The organism is Mesotoga infera (genome assembly GCA_011045915.1).
GTDB lineage: Bacteria > Thermotogota > Thermotogae > Petrotogales > Kosmotogaceae > Mesotoga > Mesotoga infera_D.
Map to the genome: position 1 here is coordinate 19,400 of DSBT01000410.1, position 26,117 is coordinate 45,516.

A 26,117-nucleotide genomic window follows, 5' to 3' on the forward strand; every position below is an offset into this window, starting at 1 on the left:
TAGATGGCTCAGAAGTTTGAATTGCTGGAAAAAGCAGCTGTAGGAAGCGAACGGAAGATAGAGATACCCGATAAACTGCCGGTTATACCGACGAGAACAAACATGTTAGTATATCCTTCTGCGGTGATGCCCTTGTATGTTGGACGCGAGAAGTCGCTGGCGGCACTGGAGGAGTCAATTGGCAAATTCAATCAGATGGTATTTCTCGTTTCTCAAAGGGACATTACTAAAGAGGACCCCGAGATCGAAGATTTGTTCGAGATAGGGACGATAGCGAGAATAGTACAGCTGATGAAGATGCCCGATGGGAACTACAAGATTCTTGTTGAAGGGTTGACAAGAGCCAGGCTCTCTTCAGTGGAGGAAGGAGAAAACACGTTTATTGTCGTTGCAGAGAAGCTCAAGTCCAAGGGCAGAAAGAGCAAGATGCTTCAGGCGCTTGTTAGAAGGGTGAAGGAACTTGCGCTGAGGTATGTATCGATGAGCAGACGTTTCCCCGACGAAGCGATAATGGCGCTGGAAGACACTTCCGATGCAGATAAGTTTGCAGATTTCGTTTCTTCAATGGTGCCATTTTCTTTAGAGGAGAAACAACGTCTTCTCGAGGAAATAGAAGCGAAGGATCGTCTCAATACGCTTATGGAGTTACTTACAAGAGAGATTGAAATTCTCTCTCTAGAGGAGGAACTCGACAAGAGGGTTAAAGAGAAGATTGAGCAGGGGCAGAAGGAGTACTACCTGAGAGAAAAGATGAGAGCGATCCAGGAGGAGCTCGAGGGCGAAGAAGACGAGGAAATCAAAGAGCTTAAAGAGATGGCGGAGTCCGGCGAGCTTCCGCAGGAGATAAAGGAGAAGGCAGAGCAGGAGATCTCGAGACTGGAGAAGATGTCTCCATATTCTCCGGAAGCGACGGTCGTGAGAACCTATCTCGATTGGCTCTTGAACCTTCCCTGGCAGGAAGAGACGGATGATGAGATAGTGATCAAGGACGTTAGGAAGACTCTCGATAACAATCACTATGGACTTGACGATGTGAAGGAGAGGATCCTTGAATTCCTGGCGGCCAGGAGGTTTTCGAAGAATCTTCGCGCTCCGATTCTCTGTCTCGTTGGGCCTCCAGGTGTTGGAAAGACTTCACTTGGTCGGTCTGTTTCCGAAGCTATGGGAAGGAAGTTCGGCAGAATCTCGTTGGGAGGCATGAGAGACGAGGCCGAAATAAGGGGCCACAGACGCACTTATGTGGGAGCGCTTCCGGGCAGAATAATGCAGATGATCAGAAAGCTGAAGTCAAGGAATCCGGTAATTGTGCTGGACGAAGTCGACAAGATGGGAATCAGTTTTCAAGGAGACCCCGCTTCTGCTCTTCTAGAGGTTCTTGATCCCGAGCAGAACAACAGTTTTGCCGATCATTTTCTGGAAGTGCCTTTTGATCTTTCCAGAGTCCTGTTCATTACTACGGCAAACGTTCTTTATTCGATCCCTGCAGCTTTGAAAGACAGGATGGAGATTATCGAGATTCCAGGTTATACGGAGTCTGAGAAGTATCACATAGCCAGGGACCATATACTGCCGAAGCTTCTTGATGAATACAACATGAAGGATAGCAAGCTGAAAATAACACCGGCCGCCACCAGGGACGTAATTAGAGACTACACAAGAGAAGCCGGAGTTAGGGAACTCGATAGAAATCTGGCGAAGATCATCAGAAAGGCCACTCTGAAAATAGCCGAGGGTGGCGATTCAATCTCGGTCGGTGTCAATGAACTGGGGGAGTATCTTGGAGCACCTCTATTCAAAGAGAGTGATTTCAGGAAGCATCCAGAGGTTGGCGTGGTGACTGGCCTTGCTTGGACATCGGTTGGGGGAGAAATCATGTACATCGAAGTTCTGCCCGTCTCCGGGAAAGGAAAGACTATCATAACAGGTCAGCTGGGAGATGTTATGAAGGAATCGGCGCAGATCGCGGCGTCGCTCGCCAGAAAGCTTTGTGGAGATGAGAAGTTTACCGAGATCTTCGAGAAGAAGGACTTCCATATTCACGTTCCCGAAGGAGCCGTCCCTAAGGATGGACCCAGCGCCGGGATTACTCTCACGACGGCGATTGTCTCGGCCGTCACCGGAAGAAAAGTGAGAAGCGACATTGCAATGACTGGGGAGATAACTCTAAGAGGGAAGGTACTGCCCATTGGTGGTTTGAAAGAAAAGCTGATGGCAGCTTACCGTGCCAGAATGAAGAAAGTTCTGATCCCTCTCGCAAACAAGAGAGATCTCGATAAAGTCCCCGAAGAGATAAAGTCGAAACTGGAATTCGTCTTTGTCGAGGATATAAATGAAGTACTTGAGGAGGCTCTGATTCCCGGTGACGGTAAAGAGTGCTGAACTAATAAAGACTGTCTTCGCAAAGGGCGAGTATCCGCCTTCTGTGAAAAGAGAAATCGCTTTCGCAGGCAGGTCTAATGTCGGGAAGTCTTCCCTTCTGAATTCGCTGTTTGGAAGGAGGCTTGCAAAGACAAGCTCAACTCCGGGCAAGACAAGGTCAATCAATTTCTATGTGGTAAACGGAGAGGTCTTTTTCGTTGATCTTCCCGGCTACGGCTACGCGAAAGCTTCCATGTCTGAAAGAGAGAAGTGGCAGAGGCTGATAACAGACTATTTCGAATCGAGGGAAGGGATCTCTTTAGTGGTCCTGCTTGTTGACATAAGACATCCGCTACAGCCTGCAGACAAACAGATGCTTGACTGGGTTACGTACTACGCCATTCCGTATGTTCTGGTTCTTACAAAGGCAGACAAGCTTTCAAAGAGCCGCCAACAGCAATCGAAGAAATCAATAAGCGAAGAAGTCGCTGCATGGGGAAGACCACCGGTTTTCCCCGTGTCCGCAGAGAATCGTCAAGGTATAGAAGAGCTGCTCAAAACTCTTTTGCAGTAACAGAGTTTTTCCTGTTTGAAGGACCAATGCAATTCTTTGTATTGGTCCTTCTTCATTTTCTCAGGCCGTCCGGGGTGGTTACATTGATGAGGGCAGCCAGACTTCTGTTCAAGCGGATCTTACGCATAGAAAATCCAGAAACTCACGGAAGGGTCAATTCTCTGTCCCAAACATGAAACCCGAAACGCACGAATCGCTTCCATGCTCGGCATTTGCAGCGCCCTTTACTATTCATCAAGACTGTATTCGTGCTTCAGCTCTTGAAGGAAACAAGCCCGACTTCCGCTGAAGGATATTGCAGGTTGATCAGCCAGTTCCAGATGGCGTAATTTGGAATCTCACACCTGTTGAGGGTCTTGTCATACTATTCCCAAGTCCTAAGTGAGGCTCTTGCTAATAAAATCTCTGAATTTCCCGGCGCTTTCTCGCGGTTTCAATTCCAGCGTCTCCTGAACGGTCTCGTAGAGGCCGAATTTCATTGAGTAGCCTTCCTTCCATTCGAAATTATCCATCAAAGACCAGTACATGTACCCGAAAACACGCGCCCCCTTCTCCATTGCATTTCTTACCCCTGTAAGTGCACGTTCTATGTACTCCCATCTCCTGGTGTCTGATGCATCGGCGATTCCGTTTTCCGTTATGATTATCGGTAACTGATAGCGCTTATACGCTTTCAGGACAACGTCTTCAATTCCCTGCGGGAAGAACTCGTATCCCATCTCCGTTTTTTCGAATTCATCTCCCACAGCGATTTTAGGAAGGGGTTTCGAATACTTGACAAAAATGCGAGTATAGTAGTTGATCCCGATAAAATCAAGCTTCGATGAAATCTCTGGAGTTGCCTCTCCATTTCCCAATGGCTTGACCAGCTTCCCCTTAAGCAGACTATCCAGGTAACTATAGTTGTAGACTCTGTCCAGATAGTTCGATACTAATCTGTCGCCGGGATGAAGCTTTCTCAGGGGGAAGAAAGGCATCATGTTTATTGCCGCGCCGACCATTGACGTAGGATAAAACTCCTTTATCGCATCATAGGCCTCGCTATGAACGAACAGAAGGTTGGAAAGAACCTTCATCGCCCTGCCCATGTCTTTGATTTCGGGAGGCCATTCTCCCATGAGGTAAGACATTACCGCATAAACGTTCGGTTCGTTCACGGTTACCCAGAAGTGGATAAATCGTCCCATATATTCAACAATCTTTGAAACGAAACGCCTGAAATATCGAAGGTTCTCCCTGTTTTCCCAGCCTCCCATATCCGAAAACCATTGAGGAAGCACGAAGTGATTGAGAGTCAAGATCGGCTGTATTCCATTCTCTATTAGAGCTTTGCAGAAGTCTCTGTATCTTTCGAGAGCACTCTCTTCGAATCTGTTGGCCTTCGGCTCAATTCTTGCCCATTCAACTGAGAATCTGTATGCCTTAACGCCGAGATGCTTAACGGCCTCGATGTCTCGATCTAGATTCTCCCAGCTTCCACAGGCAATATCGGAAGTATCACCGTTCTTCACCTTTCCCTGGTGTTCCCAGGTGTACCAGTCGGAGAAGACATTGTTGCCTTCTATTTGATGACCGGCCGTTGCAACGCCCCAAATAAAACCATCTGGAAAAGAAAGCATATTCGAACCCTCCCGAGTTTGTTTTTGTCCGTTCCTCACAATTATAATCGTGAAAGGAAGCAAAGCCAATACGAGCGAAAGGATGAGGTAGAAGAGATGAAGATTTCTGTGGTAGGCAATGTGAATATTGATCTGAGCGCCTTCATAATCAACAGCGGCAACAGTGAAGAGAATAGAGTCAGAGAGATAATGTTTTCGGTCGGAGGAAGTGCAGCAAATACGGCGATTATGCTCAACAGACTGAGAAAGAATGTCCACTTGCAGGGGGCGGTTGGAAAAGATCAATTCGGAGAGATGGCAATCGAAAGTCTGAAGAGAGAAGGGGTGGACACAGAGCATCTCTCCAGGTTGGAAGGAAGGACGGGATTCTGCTTTTCTGCAGTGTCTACCGATGGGCAGAGGCACCTCTTTACATATAGAGGCGTGAATGAAGCGAACTATTCGATAGATGAATCATCCGACTTCTACCACTTCGGAGGAATAAGGCCCGATCAGATTGAAAGACTTATAAAAAATCTTCGAAGGCCGAGATTCTCTTATAACCCCGGAGGAATAGTGTCTTTCGAAAGAGGCCCTCAGGTGGCCGAAATCGCTGCTCAGAGCGAAATTCTCTTCGTAAATGAGAGCGAATGGCGCTATCTAGAGAAGTTAATGACTGTAAAACCGCTGATTATTGTAACGCTGGGAGCTGAAGGAGCGAGAATTGAAAACGGTCCACTCGTCGATGCTTTTGAAGTGAAGGTAGTTGATACGACGGGAGCGGGAGATGCCTTCAACGCAGGCTTCTTACATGGGTATCTCGCTGATAGAAAAGTGAGCAACTGCCTGCAGATCGGGAATCTGCTTGCGGCTCTCGTTGTATCGAGGCAGGGAGCCAGTCCGGGCTTCATATACAACGATGTACAACGTCTTGCCCGTATATACAATGTATCGTTGTAGGAGTAGCAAGATACATGGTACATTGTGCGCAAATAATATACACTGTACATAGTGCCCAACACGAATAATAGTACCGATATTGATAATATTTTGCGTGATGAGTATATACAAAGTAATAGTAGTATACTAAGTCACTTGTGAAAGAACCAGCTTATATGATAGTATATTTGCAGAGGTGATATCATGCCAGCACAGATTGCATCGGTGGATGTTGTTAGAATACTGGGTAAGCTCAGTGATGACGGCGGCGAACAGTCCAGTAGAAACAGGTTTATAAAGGAGTACCTCTCAAAATACAAGTCCCCTGAGTCAATAATAAACGATATCGAAGGGCTTCTCGACGCATATCCCACTTTTGAAGGTGATTCGGAGAGCCTTGCGAGAGCCTTTGCCGATCTAGTAAATAGGCTTGCAGAGATTTCGGGTTTCTCGGTTGATTACGTAAAGTACTCTGGAAGAGACAAGATCACAGGAGTCTGGAAAGTTGGAGAAGACGTTCAGATTAGGGTCGCGGCGATTATCTGCACAAGTTTCGAGGAGGCCAAGGGTGTCGCGAGAAATGCCTTGCTGATTCTGCCTGAAGCAATCGATCTCGGGAGGCCTTTCGTCACTGTTGAACGCCTTGGAAAGCTATTCTCAATGATAGAACAGATAGAGCTTCCGGTGAGTTCGATAGCGTCGATACTCGTTACAGACGATAATTACGACAAGAGGATTTCTTCTTTTATGGAACTCATGTTTCTCGCTTTCAAAAAGGAACTCGCTCGAAAGCCTCAAATGTCACTCCAAAAGGAATGGACTAAAGACGAACTGCAGGATTTCATTATGCAGCGGTTGAAGCTTCCCACGATAGGGATGCTATTTTCCCTGCTCGATTCTCCCATGGTAGGAGAAGAACTCGTGGAGAATATAAACGAATTTCTTAAGGAAAATGAAAGTGAACTCGTGAAGGGACCTATGGCGCTTGGGGCAATTATGGGTGCCCTTTCAAAACACTATTCCGGTATCAAAGAAGAGCTTGTATTGAGAGAGGGAAAGAAGTACAGTCTGGCAGAAAAATACAGACCTGTGATCTCGGAAATCAAAACACGCTTCGAAAGCGGAAAACAGACAGTAACTCGATAAACGGCTCATAGCGCTAGTTTCTTGCCGCGACAATATAATTAGACATCACATATAGAAAAAAATGCAATACCGGGCAATTTCCGAGGTCGGGCTTCGTAACTCTTATTAGATGAGGCATTCAGAGTCAATACTGTGAAGCAGGCTGTGTTATAATACGAAATATGAGTCATAATGACTATTATGACTCATATTTACAATAATCTGGGGGTTGATTATGAATTTCAACGAATCCATTGAGAGGTTCAAGGAGAACATGGAGTTTGTCAGGAATATGTCTTCCAATACTATTGGCGCATATCTTTCCGATCTCCGCCATTTCGAATGCTTCCTCAGCAATCACGATGTCGACTACACCGAAGTGAAGAGAAGAGACATCGAGCTGTTCGTGAAAGAGTATTCGCAGGGGAAGTATTCCAAAAAGAGGCCTTCGGCAACAACTGTAGCGAGAAATCTTTCTACAATCAGATCCTTTTACACGTTCCTATACATTAGCGGAATAGTGGGCAAGGTTCCTACTGAACTTATAAAGAATCCCAAGACGCGGCGCAGGATCCCAGACTATATTAGCCATGATGAAGTCATGGAGATTCTCTCCTCTTTCAGGGAAACGAATCTCGGTAAGAGGAATAGAGCCATTGTAGCAACGATGTACTTCTGCGGGCTGAGGGTCAGTGAAGTATGTAAGCTCAGACTTGGCGATCTGCGTCTGGGAAGCTCTCCCGCAGTCAGGGTTATGAGTGGAAAGGGAAACCGTGACAGGGAGGTCCCGATGAATGACCAGGTTCTTTCCATCTTGAGAGATTATCTCTCAATAAGAAAGGACTTTCCTGTTGATGAGTTCGAAGATCACGTCTTCGTTGGAACTCGTGGGGAGCCAATGGCAAGAAACGTAATTCCCAAAGTGCTAAATACACAAGTAAAAGTAGTATATCCAGACAAAAGAATTCATCCTCATTTATTCAGGCATAGTTTTGCAACACAACTCTTACAAAAAGGTGCAAGTATAAAAACTGTACAAGAATTATTAGGTCATGCAAATTTATCTACTACAAGTATATACTTACATATTACTGATAGAGAGAAACGAGCGGCGGTACAATTGTTATCAGATTAATGTACAAGTATAAATTGCGGAGATTCTAAATGATTGATATACACAATCACACAACTTTTTCAGACGGAAGGAATTCTGTGGAGCAGGTAATACGGTCAGCAGTAGAAGCAGGACTACGGGTCATAGGTATTTCTGATCATTTCGATCCCTATGTCTGTCAGGAAGTCTGTCTCCAAGCTGAACAGATCATCGGCTATCTGAAGGAAATAAGACGTTTCGAAGGAGAATTTCCAATCAAAATCCTTGCGGGTCTTGAACTCGGGCTGCAGTCTGAAGGAATTCTCTGGCCCGGGGAGGAGATGGATTACTACATCTACTCAGTTCACACTGTCCCTGGTAAGCCTGATCTGAAGAGTCTCGAAGACCCGTGGGAGATCTACCTTAAAGAAGCTATTCTAGCCGTCGATCTCATAGATAGGCCGGGCTTCTTTGGACACCTGGATTTTTTGAGGAGACACATTCCGCATGGAAGGCCGCCGAAACCCGGACCCCTGATTGATCGTCTTCTCATGAAGTTGGCTTCGAATCATGTTGGACTAGAAGTGAACACTTCAGGCTGGATGTATGGACTTGGAGATCCATCGCCCCAGTCGTGGGTAATAGAAAGGTATCTCGAACTGGGTGGCAATCTATTGACAATAGGATCTGACTCTCACAGAGCATTGCAGGTCGGTAAATACAGCGATCAAGCCGTTTCATTGTTAAGGGGAATTGGAGTGGAAGAGGTATTCTATTGCGAGAAAGGCAGTTACGTACCTTTCAGCATACTGGGGGAAGAATGACTGAAGAAAAGTTTTCTGGGTTTTCCAGCGAGACGCTTTCGTTTTTGATTGATTTGGGAATTAATAACAACCGCTCATGGATGGAAAGGAACAGGGATCGGTATCGTCGAGTCTTGCTTGAACCATTCAGGAGCCTCGTAAAAAGCATCGGGCCTTTTATGGAGGATCTAGATCCATTCATCGAGATCAGCCCTCAAGTTGGAAAGACGATAAGCAGAATCAACAGGGACGCGAGGCGGAACAAGGGGAAGACTCCATACAGAACCAATATGTGGTTCACCTTCAGGGTTCCCGTTCCAGATTGGAAGGACTCCCCGGGCTTCTTTTTTGAGCTCTTTCCCGACTGGTACAGATACGGAATGGGTTTTTACCTACCTTCGCGCGAGACGATGGCCAAGCTTCACGAAGAGATCCAGACGAATCCCAAAAGGTTTGTTGACAAAACCAGAATCCTTAGGGAGAGCGACTTTTCAGTGTTCGGAGAGAAGTATAAGAGAAGAAGAAAGAGAGACGATGTTCCGACAGAGTTGCTGGAGTGGTTCCAGTACAGAGATTTCTATATAGCCGCCAATCGTGAGGCCGATGAAGTACTGCTTTCTTCGGCGCTTGTGGAGCATCTGAGGATCGCGTTCTCCTCACTCTCAGAGCTGTATGAGTATTTCTGGGAGCTAAAGATGAGAGAAGGCGGAGACTTGCCTTAGACAATAGGATCTAGAGACTATCGCAGAGATGCTTGACGATTCTCTGTGAGGCCTTGCCGTCCCCAAAGGGATTTGTTGCTCTCGCCATCCGGGAGTATTCCTGCGGATCGCTTAGAAGTCTGACCGTCTCGCCGAATACTGCTTTTCTTTCGGTTCCTACAAGTCTTGCAGTTCCTGCCTGGATTGCTTCAGGTCTTTCAGTCGTGCGCCTAAGAACGAGGGTAGGCTTTCCAAGTGCGGGGGCCTCTTCCTGTATTCCGCCAGAATCGGTAAGTATCAGCTTTGATTTCTCCATGAGCGATACGAATGGTAGATAGTCTAGAGGGTCGGTCAAAACGATTCTCTCGTGTTTCTCCAGCTCCGGAAATACAATCTCTCTAACGGCGGGGTTGAGATGAACCGGGAAGACGACTTTCAAATTCGGGAATTCGATAAGAACATCCTTAATGGCCTTCATGACCTCTCGCATCGGCTCGCCCCAATTCTCCCTTCTGTGCATCGTTACGAGAATGTACTCATCTCCCTCTACACCTAGGGCCTCCCTGTAGCCGGAAGTTAGTTTGGACTTGTTATCGGTCACCCAAAGCAATGCATCGATCACGGTGTTGCCTGTCACAAGCAAATGGTCCTCCCGAATGCCCTCATTCATCAAGTTCCTCTTTGCAGTTTCAGTGGGAGGGTAGTGAAAGGTAGAGATCACTCCATTCAGCCTCCGATTGATTTCTTCGGGGAATGGATCATAAACATTTTCGGTCCTGAGTCCGGCCTCGACGTGACCCACCGGAACTTTGTGGTAGAAAGAAACCAGCGCGCCGGCGAATGTCGATGTCGTGTCGCCCTGGACGAGAGTCGTACGGAAATCATTCTCCGAGTAGATCTCATCAAGCTTGTCGATCAGCCTGGAAGTGAGATTCGCCAGAGACTGTCTCTGGCGCATGATGTTCAGATCGAAATCCGGTTCTATGCCGAAAAGAGAGAGAACCTGATCAAGCATCTCTCTGTGCTGCGCAGTAGCAATAACGACAGGCTTAAGAGGTGAATTCCTGAGGGCGAGGTATACGGGAGCCATCTTCACCGCCTCGGGTCTGGTCCCAAAAATCAGAGCGACCTTTTTCATTTTCATCAGCTTTCAGGCCTTCCCCCCTATAACATTCGTAAGCGCCATTTCAGTATATCATAGTTCTCTTTTCTGCTTATTTCAAGAGATCTCGACAAGGATCGACTTTCTCTCGCATCCTCCGTGTATTATAATCTTTTGTGGAGGTCTCTATGACGGCAAGCACAGCAAGAAGCACGGCTCTCTTTGCTATAGCAACCATGTTATCAAGGATAACGGGTCTCGCCAGAGACTCTCTATTTGCAAACTACTTCGGTACGTCAGCTCAGTATGATGCCTATCTTGTTGCAATCATGATCCCCTTCTTTCTAAGGAAGATCTTTGCCGATGGAGCTATGACGATGGCCTTTGTTCCTCTCTTCAACGAAAAGCTTAAGAACTCCGCTAAGAGGGCTTTTATATTTGCCTCAACAGTGCTGGTATTCGTTTTAATCGTTTCCGGATCGATTTCGGCGGGGGGGATGGTTTTCTCCGAAGGGGTTGCCTCAGTCTTCGCCGGCGGCTTCGATGAGGCTGCTCTTGAGCTGACATCAAGACTCATCAGAATCTCCTTCCCCTTTATTATCCTTGTTTCTCTATGGGCTGTCTACTGCGGAGTCCTGAATAGTCTCGATGCCTTCTTCATCGCGGCGATAACTCCCATGTTCATCAACCTTTCGACGATTGCGGGTATTCTGCTTTCAGCCAGGTTTTCTCCTCCGATCCTTGGACCCACTATTGGCTTTCTGGCTGGAGGAGCGATACAGCTTCTTGTTGTAGTACTGGCAGCCCGATCGAAAGGCTTTGTCTTCAAGCCGGGATATAACAAGAGCGATGTGAAGGAATTCCTTCTTCTCTTTCTGTTCTCGGCTATATCTCCGGCAATAAACGAGATCAATTCCTTTGTTGATATACGCGTCTCAACCGAACTGGGAAGAGGGGCCGTCTCCAGCCTTGGTTACGCTCAGCGGCTCTATCAGCTTCCTCTTGGTGTGTTTGCCATTGCCGTGGCAACTGTGGCTCTTCCGAAGCTTTCAAAGCTGACTTCCGCAGATTCGAAGGATAGGTTCAGAAAATCTCTGTGGGATTCTCTTACAGTGCTTGCCTTCCTGATAATTCCTTCTACTCTTGGGCTGCTCGTTTTGGGTGAAGGCATAGTCCGTCTTCTCTTCGAAAGGGGCTCATTTACGCCTGGCGATACTGCAATGACCACATCGCTGCTTTACGGTTACACTCTGGGACTGCCTTTCTATGGATCCTATGGTGTTCTATCGAGAGCCTATTACGCCAGAAAGAGTCCCAAAACACCCACAATAATCTCTGCGATTATGGTGAGCGTAAATGTTGTTCTTGACATCGTCCTCGGCTTCACAATAGGGCCTCTGGGCGTAGCGCTGGCTACAAGCGCGGCAGGGATAGTGGGGACCGTCACAGTCTCTGCTGCACTTCTGAGATGGACGGGATACGAAAAAGAGAACCTTTTTGAAATAGTCAAAGTGATTCTTGCATCTCTGGTCATGTCTGCTTTGATGCTCCTGGGTAGAATCTTCTTCGGTACCGGAAACATTTCCACTCTTGTCACACTCGTATCTGGAATAGGGGTGTACTTTCTAATGGCCAGAGCCTTTGGCCTGGGAAACCTGTTCAAGCTGAAGGATTTGCTTGGCAAGAACAAGAGAGGCAATTAGCAGTCGTCAATCTGAAATGGCACATAATTCATTTTTTCACAGTAGAAGATCTCTCTGATCCCGATTTCTCTCAGCAGCAATATGGCATCTCCAATGTGGCTGCCGACATCTTCTCTTCGATGAGAATCTGAACCGATAGTGATCAGTCTGCCTCCATGTGAGAGGTATCTCTCAATTATCCATCTCTGGGGACTTGGCTCTCTATATGGATAACGCCAGCCGGAAGTGTTAATCTCAATCCCGATGCTGGTCCTTATCAGCCTCTTCAACAGCTCGTTCAGAAGAGTTTCGTTGTCCAGAGGTCTGTGTTCAGGAATGTATCTTCGAAGGAAATCGATGTGGCCGAAGAAGCCGGGTCCCTTAACATCGTAAATCGCCTCAATTGCCTCTTCTAGATACAGCGTCCAAACATTTTCTACATCTAGGTTTTTTGCTCCCGGTATTCCGTGCACGGAGTATATGAAATAGTCGAAATCTCCTTCTGGAGGTATCCTGGCACACGACTGCAGACCCACCTCAAGTCCTGAGAGGATCTTTGCTGTTGAGTTGTCCTTCAGCCGGGAGAGATTCCTCAAATAGCCTTTGAGATCTCTAAGTCTATAATTGAACGAAAGGGAAGTGTCCAGATCATCGTGATCTGAGATCCCGACCACCTTCAGACCCTTAATGCAAGCTTCCTCAACAATCTCCTCCATTGGTGTACGACTGTCTGGTGAAAAGGAACTGTGATTGTGAAGATCTACAGGCACCTCTCAATCACCTTCTACAAGGATCTTCTCAAGCTCTGCCTTCAGTGTAGACTCGATCTTCCCCCTGAAGGGGGTCAATGCGAACGGCAGCGTTCCGACAAGTGATACGCTAGCGTCGGAGACTTTCAAGAGACCACGCATCTTTATACCTGCCGCTTTCAATTGAAATTTCAGGGAGTCGTCTTCCCAGAGAGAGTCAAGAGTGAACTTCCCTTTGAACTCCTTCTGCAGTTCTTCGATTTTTTTCGCCAGTCTCCTTTTGGCGCGATCGCTTCCGAGGCAGTGACTGACCTTTACTCCAAGCTCTTTCAAATCTATCACCTCACTCAATTGTATAGTAAAGAAGAAGTCAGGAGTGCAAGGCCTTCTCATGGTAGAATTTTTACGGAGGGTTTGAAATGAAGAAGATCTACTTAGTCATTGACACAGAGACCACTGGATCGAGTCCCCTAGGAGGAGACAGAATTCTAGAAATAGCGGCTATTCCAATATACGGGAATAAGATCTTGCACAATCTTTCATTCCAATCCCTGGTTAACCCGCTAGTTCTGATTCCGGCGCAGATTACCGGGATACATGGACTGAAGAATGAAGATGTCTCTCAAGAACCGACGATGGCCGAGGTTTTTCCGAGATTCCGCGACTACGTTGGTAGTGCGACTATAGTTGGTCATAATATCGTGAACGACATGACCTTCTTCGATATTGCATCAAAGGAAACTGGAGTGCTTCCGCTGACCAACAATTACATCGATACCATAGAAATAGCACATGAGGTTTTTTCAGAAGGGTCGTACAGTCTTAAGAGCGTTGCCGGCAGGCTGAAGATTAGAGATGTACCCACTCACAGGGCGATGGACGATGCCAGAGTGACTGCAAAGGTTTTCCTGGCACTCGCGAGACGGCTTGGAGGTATTTCCGAGATGATCAAATACGAGAAGAAGTGGAGGGGTTAGGTTTGATAAAGAACTTTATTCTCGATACCAACGTTCTGGTTCATGATCCCTATTGTTTCGAGAATTTTGAAGACAACAACATAATTATCCCTTTTCCCGTTCTTGAGGAAATAGATAAACTGAAGAAGAACTCCGGATCCGTTGGCCAGAATGCCAGGAAAGTAAATAGATTTCTTGATTCGCTTAGATCGAAAGGCAGGCTGACTGAAGGCGTAAGACTGGAGTCTGGGGGTACGTTACGAATTGCGGTATTTGATGAATTCAAGAGCAAGCTACCGCCGTTTGCCGAAAACAATTACAAAGACAACGCAATTTTGCTGTATATGATGGAGCTCAGTAACATGGACAAACTGCCAGTCATTCTGGTCAGCAAAGACATAAACATGCGAGTGAAGGCCGATATAATGGGTCTTAAGGCCGATGATTACCTTTACGACAAAGTGGAAATCGACGACAAACTGTCGGGAATAAATATTGTAGACAATCCGTCTTTCAGGGATAAGTTCATTGACCGGGACGAACTATCATCAGATGAACTTCACGAATCTGTTGGGGCAAACGAATTTGTGGACTTTGGCGGAGACATCTTTGGAAGAGTCTCTCCCGACGGTAAGAGGATTGTTCCGCTAAGAATTACTATGGAAACTAGCAGTTGGGGGATAATGCCCCGGAACAAGGAACAGATGATGGCGATGGAGCTGTTGCTTGACGACGACGTGAGGGTAGTCTTCATACCCGGTATGGCTGGAACTGGCAAGACGCTGATCTCTCTTGCCTGCGGATTGAGAAAGGTTGTTGACGAGAGAAAATATGAAAGACTTATGGTTGCCAGGCCGATCATCCCAATGGGACAGGATATTGGCTATCTTCCAGGCTCCATGGAAGAGAAGATAGATCCCTGGATGACCCCAATATACGACAACCTCTATATGTTGTTCAACAACCGTCATACGGATCTGGAAACATTCCTGAAGAAGGGCGAGCAGCTGCAGGTGGAAGTTCTCAGCTACATAAGGGGAAGGTCAATACCAAACCAGTATTTCATAATCGACGAGGCTCAGAACCTCTCGCCCCATGAGATCAAGACGATAATTACCAGAGTGGGGGAAAACACTAAGATAGTTGTCATAGGAGACCCCTATCAAATTGACAATTCCTATCTCGATGCATACAGCAATGGACTCACATATGCTGCTTCGAGATTGACAAACAAATCATTGGCGGGCCATATAACCCTAACTAAGGGTGAGCGTTCAGAACTTGCTAGTCTGGCGGCCGAGCTGCTGTGAGGTTTTTATATGAATGAAGTGGTGGAGTACGATCTCTTTGTTAAAATAAGGCCCGAAGATATTCATGTGCTTTGCTACATAGCCGAAGCCGAAGATAATCTTATGAACATCAGGCATGTTACAGATGAGGGCCTTCTGAAGATTATCGTTCCCGCAGATCTGCTGGATGAAGTGAAGAGTTTTCTGAAGAGCATTAAGTACCGTATCGATCTGGAAGTGGTGGAGATTCGTGCGAATCCTGGACATACTTGATAGCGCAGTACCAAACGACAAGGCTGAGAATGTCAGAGAAGTCGATTATGAAAGGCTCCAGAAGCTCGGCTACAATACAATTCTCTTTGATTACGACAACACCATTGCAGTCTGGAGAGAGCCTTTCGATATGCGGAACAAACCCGTAATCGATAACCTGATCTCTGCCGGTATGAAGGTTGGTGTTGTAACCAATGGACCCCAATCGAGAGTTAAGAATCTCAAAGATCTCTTTGGGGACGAGTTGAAGGTATACCACTCGATGAGAAAGCCGGGCACGAAGGAACTGCGGAAGGTTCTGAGCGATATGAAATCGAGACCCGAGAAGACGGTAATAATTGGAGATCTCTTTTTCACGGACATTATTGCTGGAAATAGAATGGGTATGTATTCTATTCTTGTGGCTCCGCTAGTAGATATAAGTCAGAAGTGGTACAAGAGGTTGTTGGGGAAGATCACCATTGCGGCATATCTTGTATTCTTCTTCACAGTTGGCTGGGTATTTAGATTGGGAAGGCTAACCACCCCCCATCTCTTTGCCGACAGTGTTATGGATATAGATTTCGATTCTCTGAAAGATTCCGGGCACAGGCTTGTGATATTCGACTTCGACAATACTCTCGAGAGCTGGGGGGCAAGCGCCGTCTCAAAAGAGAAGCGGTTGCTTCTGAACAGAGTCGAGCGACTTGGTTTGAAAGTACTTCTGATTTCTAACGGGAAGGCCGACAGGCTCGGCAAAATAGATGAGGAGCTCGATACAATTAAGGTTATTGGGCGCGCAAGGAAACCGTTGACATTCAAATCGAAACGGGTTCTGAAGGACTACGGAATACCTCCGTACAAGACAGTAGTTGTTGGCGACCAGCTCTTTACGGATATTATCATGGGAAACCTTCTCGGAGCATACACTGTTAAAGTGGAACCGATCTCTGAAAAGGAGTTCTTCTGGACTAAGCTGGTCAGGAGAGTGGAGGGTCTTTTCTTGAGCAAAATGAGGAAGCATCCCGAAGTGGAGGCGCTGGACAAATGAAATGTAATGGGTGCGGTGTTGAGCTGCAGCATGAGGACCCGGCCGGTCTGGGATACATATCCGAGTCGGTGATGGAATCACGACTCCTTTCAGGAAAGGAAATCCTGTGTCGAAGATGTTTCCTTATGAAACATTATAGTTCGCTGCCAGAGGGTAATATGGTTGCTCATTCACTCGACAATATGAAGGATTATCTCCGTCTCGCTCATGATGTAATCTATGTAATCGATATTTCTGACTTTGACGGAACTTTCAGGAAGGACATCGCAGACCTCCTGAAAGATCACTCTGTTCACTACATTCTGAACAAGATCGATTTACTTCCCAGAGAGGTTAAGGTGGATGAAATGAGAGACTGGGCCTCGGGCATTCTCAAGGCACCGGTTAGCAGAGTAAGGCTTGTCTCGGTTTTGGGACAGTATGGACTTAACTCGCTTTTTGCCTATCTAAAATCCAGTGCTGCTGAGTACGTTTCGGTAGGAGTTACTAACGTTGGGAAGTCCTCACTTCTGAACGGCTTGACTCATTCCGAAGAGATTACTGTCAGTCGATTTCCTGGAACCACGGTAGAGGTGACATCGAGGACGCTGTACAACTCTTCAGTTAGCATTTACGATACGCCTGGAATCTTCACTGAAGACAGGGTGACCGACCTTCTGAGTGTTGAAGACCAGAGCAGATTTCTTCCCCGCAAGAAGCTTGTCAGCTCGACCTTTCAATTTCACGAAACCCGAACTGTTTTTCTGAGTGGATTTGTACGAATAGATGCGAAAAGTGAGACCGATCCCGTAGGAATAATGCATACCTTTGTTCCAGAAAGTGTTTCAGTCCATGAGACTAACTCGAATACCGGGGTCGAGGAATGGGATAGATGGTTTGGAGGACTTTTGAAACCTCCTTTTTCCAGTTCCGCAAGGGGTGAGTATAAGTGGAAAAGCGAGAAATTCAGGCTGAGAACCGGCCAGGAGCTTCACATTTGTGGCCTTGGCTGGATAAACGTCGCCAAAGGTCCAATAACGCTTGTTCTTGCTACTCCGGAAAACGTAGCTATGAAAGTGAGAAAGGGACTTGTTGGTCCGAAAAAATTCAAGAAGTGAAGATAACTGGAGGTGTATTTTGTGAAGCTGAAGCAACCGGCAATCAAGGCAGGCGTTTCAAATCGCCATCTTCATTTGAGTGCGGAAGATATCGAAAGGCTCTTCGGCAAGGGTCATGAGCTAACTCCTATAAAGGATCTCGGTCAACCCGGGCAGTATGCCTGTGATGAAAAGGTGATTCTTGTCGGTCCAAAGGGAGCAATCACGGGAGTGAGGGTACTTGGTCCTGCGAGAAAGGCCACTCAGATAGAAGTATCGAGAACCGACGCTTTTTCCCTGGGAATAAGGCCGCCCATAAAGGATTCAGGTGACCACGCGGATACTCCCGGGCTAACGATTGTCGGTCCTAAAGGAACTGTCGTTCTCAATTCCGGAGTGATGCTTGCCAAGCGGCATATTCATATGACACCCGAGGACGCCAGGGTTTATGGTGTGGAGGACAAGGAGATAGTGATGGTTTATGCCGAGGGCGCTGGAACGCGGAGGGTGATCTTCGACGACGTTCTGGTTAGGGTGCACTCAAGTTACGCTCTGGAATTCCATGTTGATGTGGATGAAGCAAATGCTGCAATATTGAACAACAACGATCCAGTATTCATTATTGAGGAGTTATAGTGGTCTATATTGGGACGAGCGGCTATTCATTTCCCGATTGGGTGGGGACGGCATACCCTTCAGGGATCGACTCATCCCAGATGCTCAGATATTACCATTCAGTATGGAGATTCAACTCCGTCGAACTGAATTTCACATATTATCGAATGCCATCTATAAAGACTATAACAGGCATCTTGAGGAAGATACCCGGAGAGATGACATTTGCAGTTAAAGCACCTGGACAGGCAACGCATGATCTATGGAAGGGCAGTTCAGGAGAGTTGAGAAAAGTATCCAGTGAATTCTATCGGGCTCTTCAGCCCATGAGAGAAGAGGGCAGCCTGGGGCCAATACTCTTCCAATTCCCATGGTCGTTCAAGTTCAATGAGAGAAGCAGGGAGTATATTGAAGAAATCGCCGGATCTTTCGACCCGGGCAGTAATATCCTGGCCTTCGAATTCAGACACGATAGCTGGGCAAATGAAGCTGCCTTTGAAGCGGTCGAGGAGGCAGGTGGAATACCTGTAACAGTTGATGAACCGACTATCGGCGGGTTGTTTCCATATATTCCCAGAGCGGGCCAAATGGGTGCTTACTTCAGATTTCACGGAAGAAATCCCGACTGGTTCAACAGTAACGGAAGTGAAAGATACAACTATGATTACTCGGAAGATGACTTGAGAAGTTTTGCCATCGATGTGCTAGAATTTCATAAACGTGATCTGCCTGTCTTTGTTTTTTTTAATAATTGCTACATGGGAAGAGCCGTTCACAACGCTCTTCTCCTGAGAGATCTGTTAGGAGGTGCCTGAATAAACAATGACTTTTCCTGATTACATAAATGTGGTTCTGAGGATGATAGCAGAGGGAAATGAGAGCCATGAGATCTACGAACAGCTGCATAAGCTTGGATTGAGAGAAGTAGAGATTGCTGAAGTATACAACGCCGTGATCGGAATGATCACATCTGGTTCGGAATCTACGGAGATCATTATCGACGGCGATTACAACCCGAGAAAGAGAGTTTTTCTGGAAGAGGAACTCAAGGCGATTATTACCGTTCCCGGTCTTTACAAATCGCTTCTCTGGGGCGACATTTCTCCTGGAGATTTCGAAAGGACTCTCTCCGATTTCTCAGCCAATAACTAGAAAAAAACCCGCCATGAAGGCGGGCTTTTTTATACGATCCATTTTGCAACGGGTATGAAGTATCTGTCAGGCAGTTTTTGAGGATTCGGGATTACTCTGACAGTATACGCCAGATTACCCTCTTCAGCAACGATAAACTTGCCTCCGTATACGTATTCGCCGTGGACGTCTTCTTTCATTAGCTTCATTGGATAGAGACTGAAGCTGTCCATCTCGCCTTCGTCGTTCATCTTTGCCACAAAAATCTCAGCTTGAACCTCAGATGGATCTAGAGTTCCAAGGTAGATGTTTGCCGAGAGCGCGATCTCCTGCCCGACCTTTATCGATTTGGCAGAAGACTCGGCCTGCACATTTGGCTTTATTCTTATGGCATTCCAGCTGGCACTGAACTTGTCCTTCCAGACGGCAACGCTCTTAGCAAGTTTGTAACCCTCTCTCTCGGCCTCTACGGAAAGGTCGGCAGCCGGGAAATAGAGATCTGTTGCATACTCTGCAATCATTCTGTGAGTATTGAACTTGCTACCGATTTCCTTGATGGAGCTCTTCATCTTCTTCGCCCAGTCCCTCGCCACTCCTTCTTCATCCCTCGAGTAGTAAAGAGGAATTATCTCCTTCTCAAGTGCGCTGTAAATCGACACAGAGTCTATCCTATCCTGAAGCTCGTGGTCTCTGTAGTCTCTGTTATCGCCGATAGCCCAGCCGTTTTCACCGTTGAAACCTTCCACCCACCAGCCATCGAGGACGCTGAAGTTCAGAACTCCATTCATTCCGGCTTTTTCGCCGCTGGTTCCGCTTGCTTCGTGGGGTCTTCTCGGCGTATTGAGCCAGATATCCACACCGCTCACCAAGTGGCGAGCGATATTCATGTCGTAATTCTCTACAATAATCACACGGCTTTTGAATTCCGGTGTTCTGGAGATTTCATACAACTTCCTTATCAGCTCTTTTCCAGGATCGTCCGCTGGATGGGCCTTTCCTGCGAAAACGAATTGAACGGGTCGTTCGGAGTTTGCGATTATCGATTTAAGTCTGTTAATGTCTTTGAAGATCAGCGTTGCACGCTTATACGTAGCAAATCTCCTTGCAAATCCAATAGTGAGAACATTTTCGGGTAAGGCTTCTTCGACTTCCAGCAGGTCTTCTATGGTTTCACCCAGCCTCATCCTCTGTCTCTTCAACCTTCCCTGCAGAAAGCCTCTTGCTCTGGATTTAAGTGACATGTGCAGCTCCCAGATCTCGCTTTCCGGAATCTTATCGACTCCTTCCCAGATCTCTGGATCATAAACTCTCTCATGCCAGTCCACGGGAAGGTATTTGTCCAGCAACTCGACCAGGTTTGGATTCAGCCAAGTCCAGATGTGAACTCCGTTAGTCACGTGAGTTATCGGAACCTCTACTGCGGGAAGATCCGGGTAGATGTGATTCCAGAGATTCCTGCTGACTCTTCCATGAAGCTTGCTAACTCCATTAGCAAGAGCAGAAAGCCTGAGCGCAAGGACCGTCATGCTGAAGTGCTGCCCGCCGCCCTGGGGTTTTTCGATGCCGAGGTTCAAAAATTCATCCCTATCGGCGCGCATCTTACTCCAGAAATCACGGAAGTACTTGTCAATCATGTCAAGTGTGAACGTGTCATTACCGGCCGGCACCGGCGTATGTGTCGTGAAGACGTTGCCGGATTTTACAATCATCGACGCGGTCGAAAACTCAATCGAGTTTCTCTGGACCAGTTCTCGAATTCTCTCGAGGGACAAGAAGGCCGCGTGGCCTTCATTCATATGCCATACATTTGGAGAGTAGCCCAGCATTCTGAGAGCTCTTACTCCGCCGATGCCGAGAAGAATCTCCTGTTGTATCCTGGTTTCACGATCGCCGCCATAGAGCGTGCCGGTAATCTTCCTGTCTTCAAGTTCATTTTGAGGAATGTCCGTATCCAAAAGATAAAGAGATGTCCTGCCAATTCTGGCCTTCCAGATCTTCGCCCATACCTTTCTCCCCGGAAAGTCTATATTAATGAAAACCTCGTCTCCGGCTTTGTCGAGTGCAGGAACTACGGGAAAATCTTCAAACTCATATGAGTGATAAATGTTCTGCTGCCATCCCGATTCGTCGATTCTCTGTTCGAAGTATCCGTTCCTGTATAGAAGTCCTACTGCAACGAAATTAAGGCCCATGTCGCTGGCCGTTTTCAGGTGGTCTCCGGCAAGAATGCCGAGGCCTCCAGAATAGATTGGAAATGATTCATGGAATCCATATTCCGCGCAGAAATAGGCTATGCATTGTTCCTTTCTGTCCGGGTGTTCTCTCTCCATCCATGTGTTATTTCCACCCATGTATTTGTCGAACTCTTCTACGGTGTTCTCATACATCTTGATGAACTCTTTGTCTTCGGCCAGTTCATACAATCTAGTTTGGCGTACCCTTCGGAGAAGCCTCACGGGGCTCCGCTTTTCCTGATACCACATCTCGGGATCTATGTATTTGAACATCTGTTGAGCATGGTAGTTCCAGCTCCACCATAGGTTCTTTGACAGTTCTTCGAGTCTGCTCAGCTTTTCGGGCAATCTAGGAACCGCCATTACTCTTTCGAGGAAGTACATCAGTATAACCTCCTATTTTGGCATCTATGTCCAATTATACCCTTTCATGCGCTACTGTGCTTTCCTATGATGTTTTCACTCGTTCTTGCTACCTTTTTCGCCATTTCACGAAAAAAGGGAGCTAAGCTCCCTCAATTCTATTTCACGGTACTTCCAATTTTTATGGTCTTTTACGGATACCTCTTTTCTTGTCGAGTCTTCTCTTAAAGGCGGAGATTTTTTCGCCGCTATCTCTCATGAACTTGGCCAATTTCTTTTCGAAGTCTTGACTTGACGGTCCTTCATCAGAGCCTTTGCTCTTCAGATCCTTGATCGACAGCTCCCATTTTCCGTCTTTTGTCGTTCCAAGAACCTTTGCCTCCACTTTCTGACCAACTTTGAGATAGTCTTCAATGTTCTTCACGTACTCTCGCGCCACTTTGGAAATATGAATGAACCCTTCCTCACCGCTTTCAAGATTTACGTACGCTCCGAATTTCTTGACAGAAGTCACATTACCCTCAACAACGGTACCCACTTTCACACTCACATGACTAACCTCCAATTGACTATATACTTGAGGGAGCGCAAAGCGCTAACTCAGTAATTGTCTCCGTATTTGTTTCTGAACTTCTGAACTCTTCCCTCAGTGTCGAGAATCATTGAAGATGCGTCTCCACGGAAGTAGGGGTGGCAGCTGGAGCAAAGGTCAACCTTAATGGTGTCCTTTGTAGAATAAAACTTGTGTTCTGCGCCACAGGTACACTTTACAGTAATCAGCTTCATCTCGGGGTGCATTTCTTTTTTCATCGGGGCTTCACCTCTTCATGTTGTAATTTGCACAAAACTCATTATATCATAGAGAGGAAAGCGTGTCAAAGACTTACTTGTGGCAAACGTTAGCACAGATAGGAGAATCGTGATGATTGATGACATACGAAAACATTTGGAAGAAGCCGCCTCTTCCGAGGGCTTCTATAGTTATTACGGAAAGAGAAAGGAAAGCCTTGGAAGGCTTTCCAGCGGACTCCGAAAGAATCCCGTGAGCAGCTCGATAATCGAGAAGGTCGTTAAGACAATTCCCGGTCTCAGAAGCCTGTCTTATGAAGAAATCGAGTTCTCAATCGACATATTGAGAGAGCGAGACAGAGAACCGGAAGAGCGAGTGCAGTACGTATCCTCGTTATCTGCGGCACCTGTTGCCGATATTGCGCAATTGCTCTTCTTGATAGATCCGAGGAACAATCCACCTGTTAGTGGGAGGGTCAGAAAGAAGATCAAGTCGCTAGCCGATTACAGAAAGTGGCTTTCAACTGCAAGATCGATTGGTGAGTACGGAATCCAAGACAATATAATGCTCGAAGCGGCACTCCTTTACGAGAAGCCGGAGATCGCTGAGAAATCCGGTCTTGCGGAAAGGATAACTAGAGTTCTGCATACAAATATCTCGGAGCTGGAGACTCTGCGAAACGCGGTCTCTTCTCTTTCGAAGTCGGCAAGAGGAGAACTCGGCAATCTGAAGTTCACACACCCTTACGTCAAGAGTGTGCTTTTCTCACGTCGTTCAAGAGCCGTTGTTGTTGACGGCAGCAACATCGTTTTTTCTATGAGCGATCACGCGGATTTGAACAGAATTGACGATCTCTTTCTCAGGATGTCTTCGTGCAGGATTGCTTTATTTCCATACAGGATAATCTTTGATGCAAATATAAGATTCACTCTTGGCGGTTTCCAGCAAGAGAATTTGAACAGGCTGCTTTCCTTGCCGCAAGTGGAGACTTACTCGCCAGCCGATGATAGAATAATCTTCCTGGCCAGAGAAGACAATTCCATTGTGATAAGCTACGACAGATTTCTCGATCACGGGGTTGCCGACATAACGATAATAAGGCCGGAGGAAATAGATGAAAGTCTCAGAGTTTGATTACTATCTTCCTGAAGAACTAATCGCCCAGGAGCCCGCCGTTCCGAGAGACAGTTCTCGGTTGCTGGTTGTTGACAGAAAGAGTGGCGTCCTGGAACACAGGATATTCGCCGAAATCGTCGAATTTCTCAATCCCGGCGATGTCGTTGTGCTAAACAACAGTCGCGTCATTCCTGCAAGACTGCTTGGGATCAAGGAGACTGGAGCAAAAGTAGAGGCCGTGCTGATAGAAAGACTTGGCCGGGGCCTCTGGAAGGCGATAGTCAGACCCGGATCAAAGATTAAGCCTGGAAACGAGCTTCTGTTCGGCGAAATTTCATGCAGAGTTATTGAGCACTGCGAAGATTCTGGCAGGATCCTTGATTTTCACGGGGCAAGCGATGAAGAGATCAAGAAATCGGGCTTGCTTGCGATTCCCCCGTATATTCAGACTTACCCGGAGAATCCGGAGTCTTACCAGACGGTCTACTCGCGGCCGGAAGGGTCCGTGGCAGCCCCCACCGCCGGTCTGCACTTTACCGAGAGCCTGCTTGAAAGACTCGCCGGTAATGGAGTTGCCGTCGAATTCATCACGCTTCATGTCGGTATCGGAACTTTCAGACCTGTAAAGTCGGAGATGATAGAAGAACACAAAATGCATGGAGAATACTACACTGTGTCTCCTGAAGCTGCGGAAACAATCAACAAGACCAAGGCCGATAAGGGAAGGATTATTGCCGTTGGCACTACGACCGTAAGGACTCTGGAAAGCATAGCTGCCCGCCACGGCTCAGTTGTAAGTGATAGCGGCCAGACGAGTATATTTATCTATCCCCCTTATGATTTCAAGATTGTAGATTCTCTTGTCACAAACTTTCACCTTCCAAAATCGACTCTTCTGATGTTGGTTTCGGCATTTGCCGGAAGAGAATTAATTCTATCGGCTTATAGAGAAGCCATTTCAAGCAGATATAGATTCTTCTCCTTTGGAGATGCCTGTCTCTTATTGTAGGAGACTCTTTGAACTAAAGGAGTCTTCGGCAAATCGTCGGCACGGATTCTCCCTTTCCGCGAAAAGCCACAGTATCAATCTTCTTCTTCGAGCATCGGTGAGAAGAAGTGGATCCACATCATTTTCAGGATAATGGCAAACGGCACTGCCACAATCGCTCCGAAAAGCCCCAGCAGCTGTCCTGCAACAACGATCATCAAGATGATTATTACTGGGTTGATTCTATTGTAGCCTTTCATGAATACCAGAAAAAGGATGAAGGCCGCCGCATGAACAATCACGAGGACTAGCAGAAGCACAAGAACGAGAACGAGATTTTGTGTCGATACGGCCAGCAGGAAGAGCGGAATGAATTCAAGCGGGACCCCCACGATGGGTATTAGATTTGTAAAGGCGGCCCAAAGGCCCATCAGCAGACTGTACTTCAGACCCATTGACCGGACTACTATGCCGACCACCACGCCGACAATCAGGGCAATCACGACTACCGAGATCACATACCTTTCGAGATTCTTGTAAGTGTCGGATAGAAAACTTAAAGCCGAGCCGCGGATTCTTTTCGGGTAGAACTTTGGAGTGAACTCCTTGACCGAGAGGAAGTAGTAGCTTAGATAGATTGCGCCCACTATTGTAAAGAATAGGACCAGCCCCGTACTGGTTACGAAACTGGGCACTTTTTCAAGTATTCCCGGAAGGAATTTCATAAGACTGTTCTGCACTTGAATGAGGAAATATCTTACGCTTTCGTAAGTTGCCCTCCGCCTTACCTGATCGATGTTCTTCGGCATGAAGTATTCAACAACGTCCTTCCACAGTTCTTGCGACTGAACCAGCATCGCGTTTTCCATGACATTAGCTGAAAGCAGTTCCGTCGCTTCGCGATTAAGATATTTCGAGACAATCCCTTCTATCTCATCGTAAAGAGGCTGTCTCCGGTTACTGCTGCTTATAATCACAAGATAGTCGCTTCTCTCTTTCAGGCTTTCCTCAAGCAAGGAGAGGTCCTTTTCCAGGTTTTCTGCATTTGAAGGCATCGGTTTCAACAAGTCCGAGTAGTAGTCTTTCAAATCTTTAGAAACCAGATCGAGAGATTCGATCTCTTCGGCGGAAAGCTTTTCGAGCAGATTCTCATCGGAAAGAAACCTGTCGATGTTCGCATTCACTTCGAAAGAGGTAATCTCAGCCTCCTGAACTGAAGGGAAGAAATCCCTGACAATATTGTAGAATTTCGAGGCTTCCTTCGCCACAGGAGTCGTAAGAAAGACGATAAGGAGTACTAAACCTGTAAAAATCACGGCCAATCCAATGCCGAGAGAGATCGAACGCTTGAGTTTCAAATATCGCTGCGCGAATCTCGCCCACGGTTCAAGTACCATAACCACGGTGAACGTTGCAAATAGAATCACCGCAGTCCTTAGTGAAACGGAGAACACAGCGAAACAGATTGCCAGGTAGAACAGCGTAAACAGCGCCGCTTGAAAGCGGGGTTTCTTCAGAAGCTCTCGACTCAC

At 46.8% G+C, this 26,117-nt stretch carries 26 protein-coding genes; 18 read left to right on the top strand and 8 right to left on the bottom strand.

Annotation, left to right across the window (positions count from 1 at the left end; translation table 11 throughout):
• The first annotated feature begins 3 nt into the window (after positions 1 to 3).
• Positions 4 to 2,379 carry an endopeptidase La gene (gene lon / locus ENN47_13285; protein ID HDP79119.1) on the top strand — a complete coding sequence of 792 codons (2,376 nt, stop codon included), beginning with the start codon at positions 4 to 6 and terminating at the stop codon, positions 2,377 to 2,379.
• Positions 2,360 to 2,932, top strand: a complete 573-nt coding sequence (locus ENN47_13290) for a YihA family ribosome biogenesis GTP-binding protein (GenBank protein HDP79120.1) — start codon at positions 2,360 to 2,362, stop codon at positions 2,930 to 2,932. The genes lon and ENN47_13290 overlap by 20 nt, the downstream gene beginning before the upstream one ends.
• A 377-nt stretch (positions 2,933 to 3,309) precedes the next feature.
• Here the strand turns inward: ENN47_13290 and ENN47_13295 are convergent, their stop codons facing one another.
• Positions 3,310 to 4,551, bottom strand: coding sequence for a glycosyl hydrolase family protein (locus ENN47_13295; protein ID HDP79121.1), 1,242 nt, complete (start codon positions 4,549 to 4,551; stop codon positions 3,310 to 3,312).
• Positions 4,552 to 4,647: 96 nt separating this feature from the next.
• Here ENN47_13295 and ENN47_13300 point away from each other — a divergent pair, with 96 nt between their 5' ends.
• The 5 genes from ENN47_13300 (at position 4,648) to ENN47_13320 (ending at position 9,212) form a co-directional block, all read left to right on the top strand.
• Positions 4,648 to 5,490, top strand: a complete 843-nt coding sequence (locus tag ENN47_13300; GenBank protein ID HDP79122.1) for a carbohydrate kinase — start codon at positions 4,648 to 4,650, stop codon at positions 5,488 to 5,490.
• Positions 5,491 to 5,673: 183 nt separating this feature from the next.
• On the top strand, positions 5,674 to 6,615 hold the full coding sequence (locus ENN47_13305; protein ID HDP79123.1) for a hypothetical protein: 942 nt from the start codon (positions 5,674 to 5,676) through the stop codon (positions 6,613 to 6,615).
• Between the two features lie 214 nt (positions 6,616 to 6,829).
• Positions 6,830 to 7,729: an integrase gene (locus ENN47_13310; GenBank protein HDP79124.1), complete on the top strand. Its 900-nt coding sequence runs from the start codon at positions 6,830 to 6,832 to the stop codon at positions 7,727 to 7,729.
• A gap of 29 nt (positions 7,730 to 7,758) precedes the next feature.
• A complete protein-coding gene (locus ENN47_13315; GenBank protein ID HDP79125.1) occupies positions 7,759 to 8,511 on the top strand; it encodes a PHP domain-containing protein in 753 nt (250 codons plus the stop codon).
• Complete coding sequence (locus tag ENN47_13320; GenBank protein HDP79126.1) at positions 8,508 to 9,212, top strand: DUF2461 domain-containing protein; 705 nt, start codon at positions 8,508 to 8,510, stop codon at positions 9,210 to 9,212. The genes ENN47_13315 and ENN47_13320 overlap by 4 nt, the downstream gene beginning before the upstream one ends.
• Before the next feature lie 10 nt (positions 9,213 to 9,222).
• Here the strand turns inward: ENN47_13320 and ENN47_13325 are convergent, their stop codons facing one another.
• Positions 9,223 to 10,335, bottom strand: coding sequence for a UDP-N-acetylglucosamine 2-epimerase (non-hydrolyzing) (locus tag ENN47_13325; GenBank protein HDP79127.1), 1,113 nt, complete (start codon positions 10,333 to 10,335; stop codon positions 9,223 to 9,225).
• Between the two features lie 146 nt (positions 10,336 to 10,481).
• Between ENN47_13325 and murJ the strand changes: the two genes are divergently transcribed.
• Positions 10,482 to 11,996 (top strand): murein biosynthesis integral membrane protein MurJ, encoded by a 1,515-nt coding sequence (murJ, locus tag ENN47_13330; protein ID HDP79128.1) that lies wholly within the window; start codon positions 10,482 to 10,484, stop codon positions 11,994 to 11,996.
• Here the strand turns inward: murJ and ENN47_13335 are convergent.
• Positions 11,993 to 12,745 (bottom strand): histidinol-phosphatase HisJ family protein, encoded by a 753-nt coding sequence (locus tag ENN47_13335; protein ID HDP79129.1) that lies wholly within the window; start codon positions 12,743 to 12,745, stop codon positions 11,993 to 11,995. The two genes, murJ and ENN47_13335, sit on opposite strands and share 4 nt — an antisense overlap.
• A 3-nt stretch (positions 12,746 to 12,748) precedes the next feature.
• Entirely contained in the window at positions 12,749 to 13,057 is a 309-nt protein-coding gene (locus ENN47_13340; GenBank protein ID HDP79130.1) for a polyhydroxyalkanoic acid system protein, read from the bottom strand.
• Positions 13,058 to 13,143: 86 nt separating this feature from the next.
• On the opposite strand from ENN47_13340, the gene ENN47_13345 reads away from it, so the two are divergent.
• The 8 genes from ENN47_13345 to ENN47_13380 are packed head-to-tail and all read left to right on the top strand — an operon-like array spanning position 13,144 to position 19,115.
• Positions 13,144 to 13,701 carry a 3'-5' exonuclease gene (locus tag ENN47_13345; GenBank protein ID HDP79131.1) on the top strand — a complete coding sequence of 186 codons (558 nt, stop codon included), beginning with the start codon at positions 13,144 to 13,146 and terminating at the stop codon, positions 13,699 to 13,701.
• Between the two features lie 2 nt (positions 13,702 to 13,703).
• The gene (locus tag ENN47_13350) at positions 13,704 to 14,990 is read left to right on the top strand and encodes a PhoH family protein (GenBank protein HDP79132.1); all 1,287 of its coding nucleotides are present in this window, start codon (positions 13,704 to 13,706) and stop codon (positions 14,988 to 14,990) included.
• 9 nt (positions 14,991 to 14,999) lie between these two features.
• The gene (locus ENN47_13355; GenBank protein HDP79133.1) at positions 15,000 to 15,242 is read left to right on the top strand and encodes a DUF4911 domain-containing protein; all 243 of its coding nucleotides are present in this window, start codon (positions 15,000 to 15,002) and stop codon (positions 15,240 to 15,242) included.
• On the top strand, positions 15,220 to 16,272 hold the full coding sequence (locus ENN47_13360) for a YqeG family HAD IIIA-type phosphatase (GenBank protein HDP79134.1): 1,053 nt from the start codon (positions 15,220 to 15,222) through the stop codon (positions 16,270 to 16,272). The genes ENN47_13355 and ENN47_13360 overlap by 23 nt, the downstream gene beginning before the upstream one ends.
• Positions 16,269 to 17,369: a GTP-binding protein gene (locus tag ENN47_13365; GenBank protein HDP79135.1), complete on the top strand. Its 1,101-nt coding sequence runs from the start codon at positions 16,269 to 16,271 to the stop codon at positions 17,367 to 17,369. Before ENN47_13360 ends, ENN47_13365 begins: the two co-directional genes overlap by 4 nt.
• A gap of 21 nt (positions 17,370 to 17,390) precedes the next feature.
• Complete coding sequence (pduL, locus tag ENN47_13370) at positions 17,391 to 17,984, top strand: phosphate propanoyltransferase (GenBank protein ID HDP79136.1); 594 nt, start codon at positions 17,391 to 17,393, stop codon at positions 17,982 to 17,984.
• On the top strand, positions 17,984 to 18,778 hold the full coding sequence (locus ENN47_13375; protein HDP79137.1) for a DUF72 domain-containing protein: 795 nt from the start codon (positions 17,984 to 17,986) through the stop codon (positions 18,776 to 18,778). The genes pduL and ENN47_13375 overlap by 1 nt, the downstream gene beginning before the upstream one ends.
• Before the next feature lie 7 nt (positions 18,779 to 18,785).
• Entirely contained in the window at positions 18,786 to 19,115 is a 330-nt protein-coding gene (locus ENN47_13380) for a hypothetical protein (protein ID HDP79138.1), read from the top strand.
• A 29-nt stretch (positions 19,116 to 19,144) separates the two neighbouring features.
• On the opposite strand, the gene ENN47_13385 is transcribed toward ENN47_13380, so the two are convergent.
• The 3 genes from ENN47_13385 to ENN47_13395 form a co-directional block, all read right to left on the bottom strand.
• Positions 19,145 to 21,712, bottom strand: a complete 2,568-nt coding sequence (locus ENN47_13385; GenBank protein ID HDP79139.1) for a glycosyltransferase family 1 protein — start codon at positions 21,710 to 21,712, stop codon at positions 19,145 to 19,147.
• Between the two features lie 160 nt (positions 21,713 to 21,872).
• Positions 21,873 to 22,241 carry a S1 RNA-binding domain-containing protein gene (locus ENN47_13390; protein ID HDP79140.1) on the bottom strand — a complete coding sequence of 123 codons (369 nt, stop codon included), beginning with the start codon at positions 22,239 to 22,241 and terminating at the stop codon, positions 21,873 to 21,875.
• A gap of 50 nt (positions 22,242 to 22,291) precedes the next feature.
• Positions 22,292 to 22,501, bottom strand: coding sequence for a 50S ribosomal protein L31 (locus tag ENN47_13395; GenBank protein ID HDP79141.1), 210 nt, complete (start codon positions 22,499 to 22,501; stop codon positions 22,292 to 22,294).
• Between the two features lie 109 nt (positions 22,502 to 22,610).
• Between ENN47_13395 and ENN47_13400 the strand changes: the two genes are divergently transcribed.
• Positions 22,611 to 23,615, top strand: a complete 1,005-nt coding sequence (locus tag ENN47_13400) for a ribonuclease (GenBank protein ID HDP79142.1) — start codon at positions 22,611 to 22,613, stop codon at positions 23,613 to 23,615.
• The gene (gene queA, locus ENN47_13405; GenBank protein HDP79143.1) at positions 23,596 to 24,606 is read left to right on the top strand and encodes a tRNA preQ1(34) S-adenosylmethionine ribosyltransferase-isomerase QueA; all 1,011 of its coding nucleotides are present in this window, start codon (positions 23,596 to 23,598) and stop codon (positions 24,604 to 24,606) included. Before ENN47_13400 ends, queA begins: the two co-directional genes overlap by 20 nt.
• 74 nt (positions 24,607 to 24,680) lie before the next feature.
• Here the strand turns inward: queA and ENN47_13410 are convergent, their stop codons facing one another.
• On the bottom strand, positions 24,681 to 26,117 hold the full coding sequence (locus ENN47_13410; GenBank protein ID HDP79144.1) for an AI-2E family transporter: 1,437 nt from the start codon (positions 26,115 to 26,117) through the stop codon (positions 24,681 to 24,683).

Bases quoted from the DNA above. Each gene is read 5' to 3' on its own strand.
- queA (HDP79143.1), top strand. From the start codon at position 23,596: ATGAAAGTCTCAGAGTTTGATTACTATCTTCCTGAAGAACTAATCGCC.
- ENN47_13320 (HDP79126.1), top strand. From the start codon at position 8,508: ATGACTGAAGAAAAGTTTTCTGGGTTTTCCAGCGAGACGCTTTCGTTT.
- ENN47_13300 (HDP79122.1), top strand. From the start codon at position 4,648: ATGAAGATTTCTGTGGTAGGCAATGTGAATATTGATCTGAGCGCCTTC.
- lon (HDP79119.1), top strand. From the start codon at position 4: ATGGCTCAGAAGTTTGAATTGCTGGAAAAAGCAGCTGTAGGAAGCGAA.
- ENN47_13315 (HDP79125.1), top strand. From the start codon at position 7,759: ATGATTGATATACACAATCACACAACTTTTTCAGACGGAAGGAATTCT.
- ENN47_13295 (HDP79121.1), bottom strand. From the start codon at position 4,551: ATGCTTTCTTTTCCAGATGGTTTTATTTGGGGCGTTGCAACGGCCGGT.
- murJ (HDP79128.1), top strand. From the start codon at position 10,482: ATGACGGCAAGCACAGCAAGAAGCACGGCTCTCTTTGCTATAGCAACC.
- ENN47_13310 (HDP79124.1), top strand. From the start codon at position 6,830: ATGAATTTCAACGAATCCATTGAGAGGTTCAAGGAGAACATGGAGTTT.
- ENN47_13395 (HDP79141.1), bottom strand. From the start codon at position 22,501: ATGAAAAAAGAAATGCACCCCGAGATGAAGCTGATTACTGTAAAGTGT.
- ENN47_13380 (HDP79138.1), top strand. From the start codon at position 18,786: ATGACTTTTCCTGATTACATAAATGTGGTTCTGAGGATGATAGCAGAG.
- ENN47_13325 (HDP79127.1), bottom strand. From the start codon at position 10,335: ATGAAAATGAAAAAGGTCGCTCTGATTTTTGGGACCAGACCCGAGGCG.
- ENN47_13345 (HDP79131.1), top strand. From the start codon at position 13,144: ATGAAGAAGATCTACTTAGTCATTGACACAGAGACCACTGGATCGAGT.
- ENN47_13355 (HDP79133.1), top strand. From the start codon at position 15,000: ATGAATGAAGTGGTGGAGTACGATCTCTTTGTTAAAATAAGGCCCGAA.
- ENN47_13365 (HDP79135.1), top strand. From the start codon at position 16,269: ATGAAATGTAATGGGTGCGGTGTTGAGCTGCAGCATGAGGACCCGGCC.
- ENN47_13385 (HDP79139.1), bottom strand. From the start codon at position 21,712: ATGTACTTCCTCGAAAGAGTAATGGCGGTTCCTAGATTGCCCGAAAAG.
- ENN47_13305 (HDP79123.1), top strand. From the start codon at position 5,674: ATGCCAGCACAGATTGCATCGGTGGATGTTGTTAGAATACTGGGTAAG.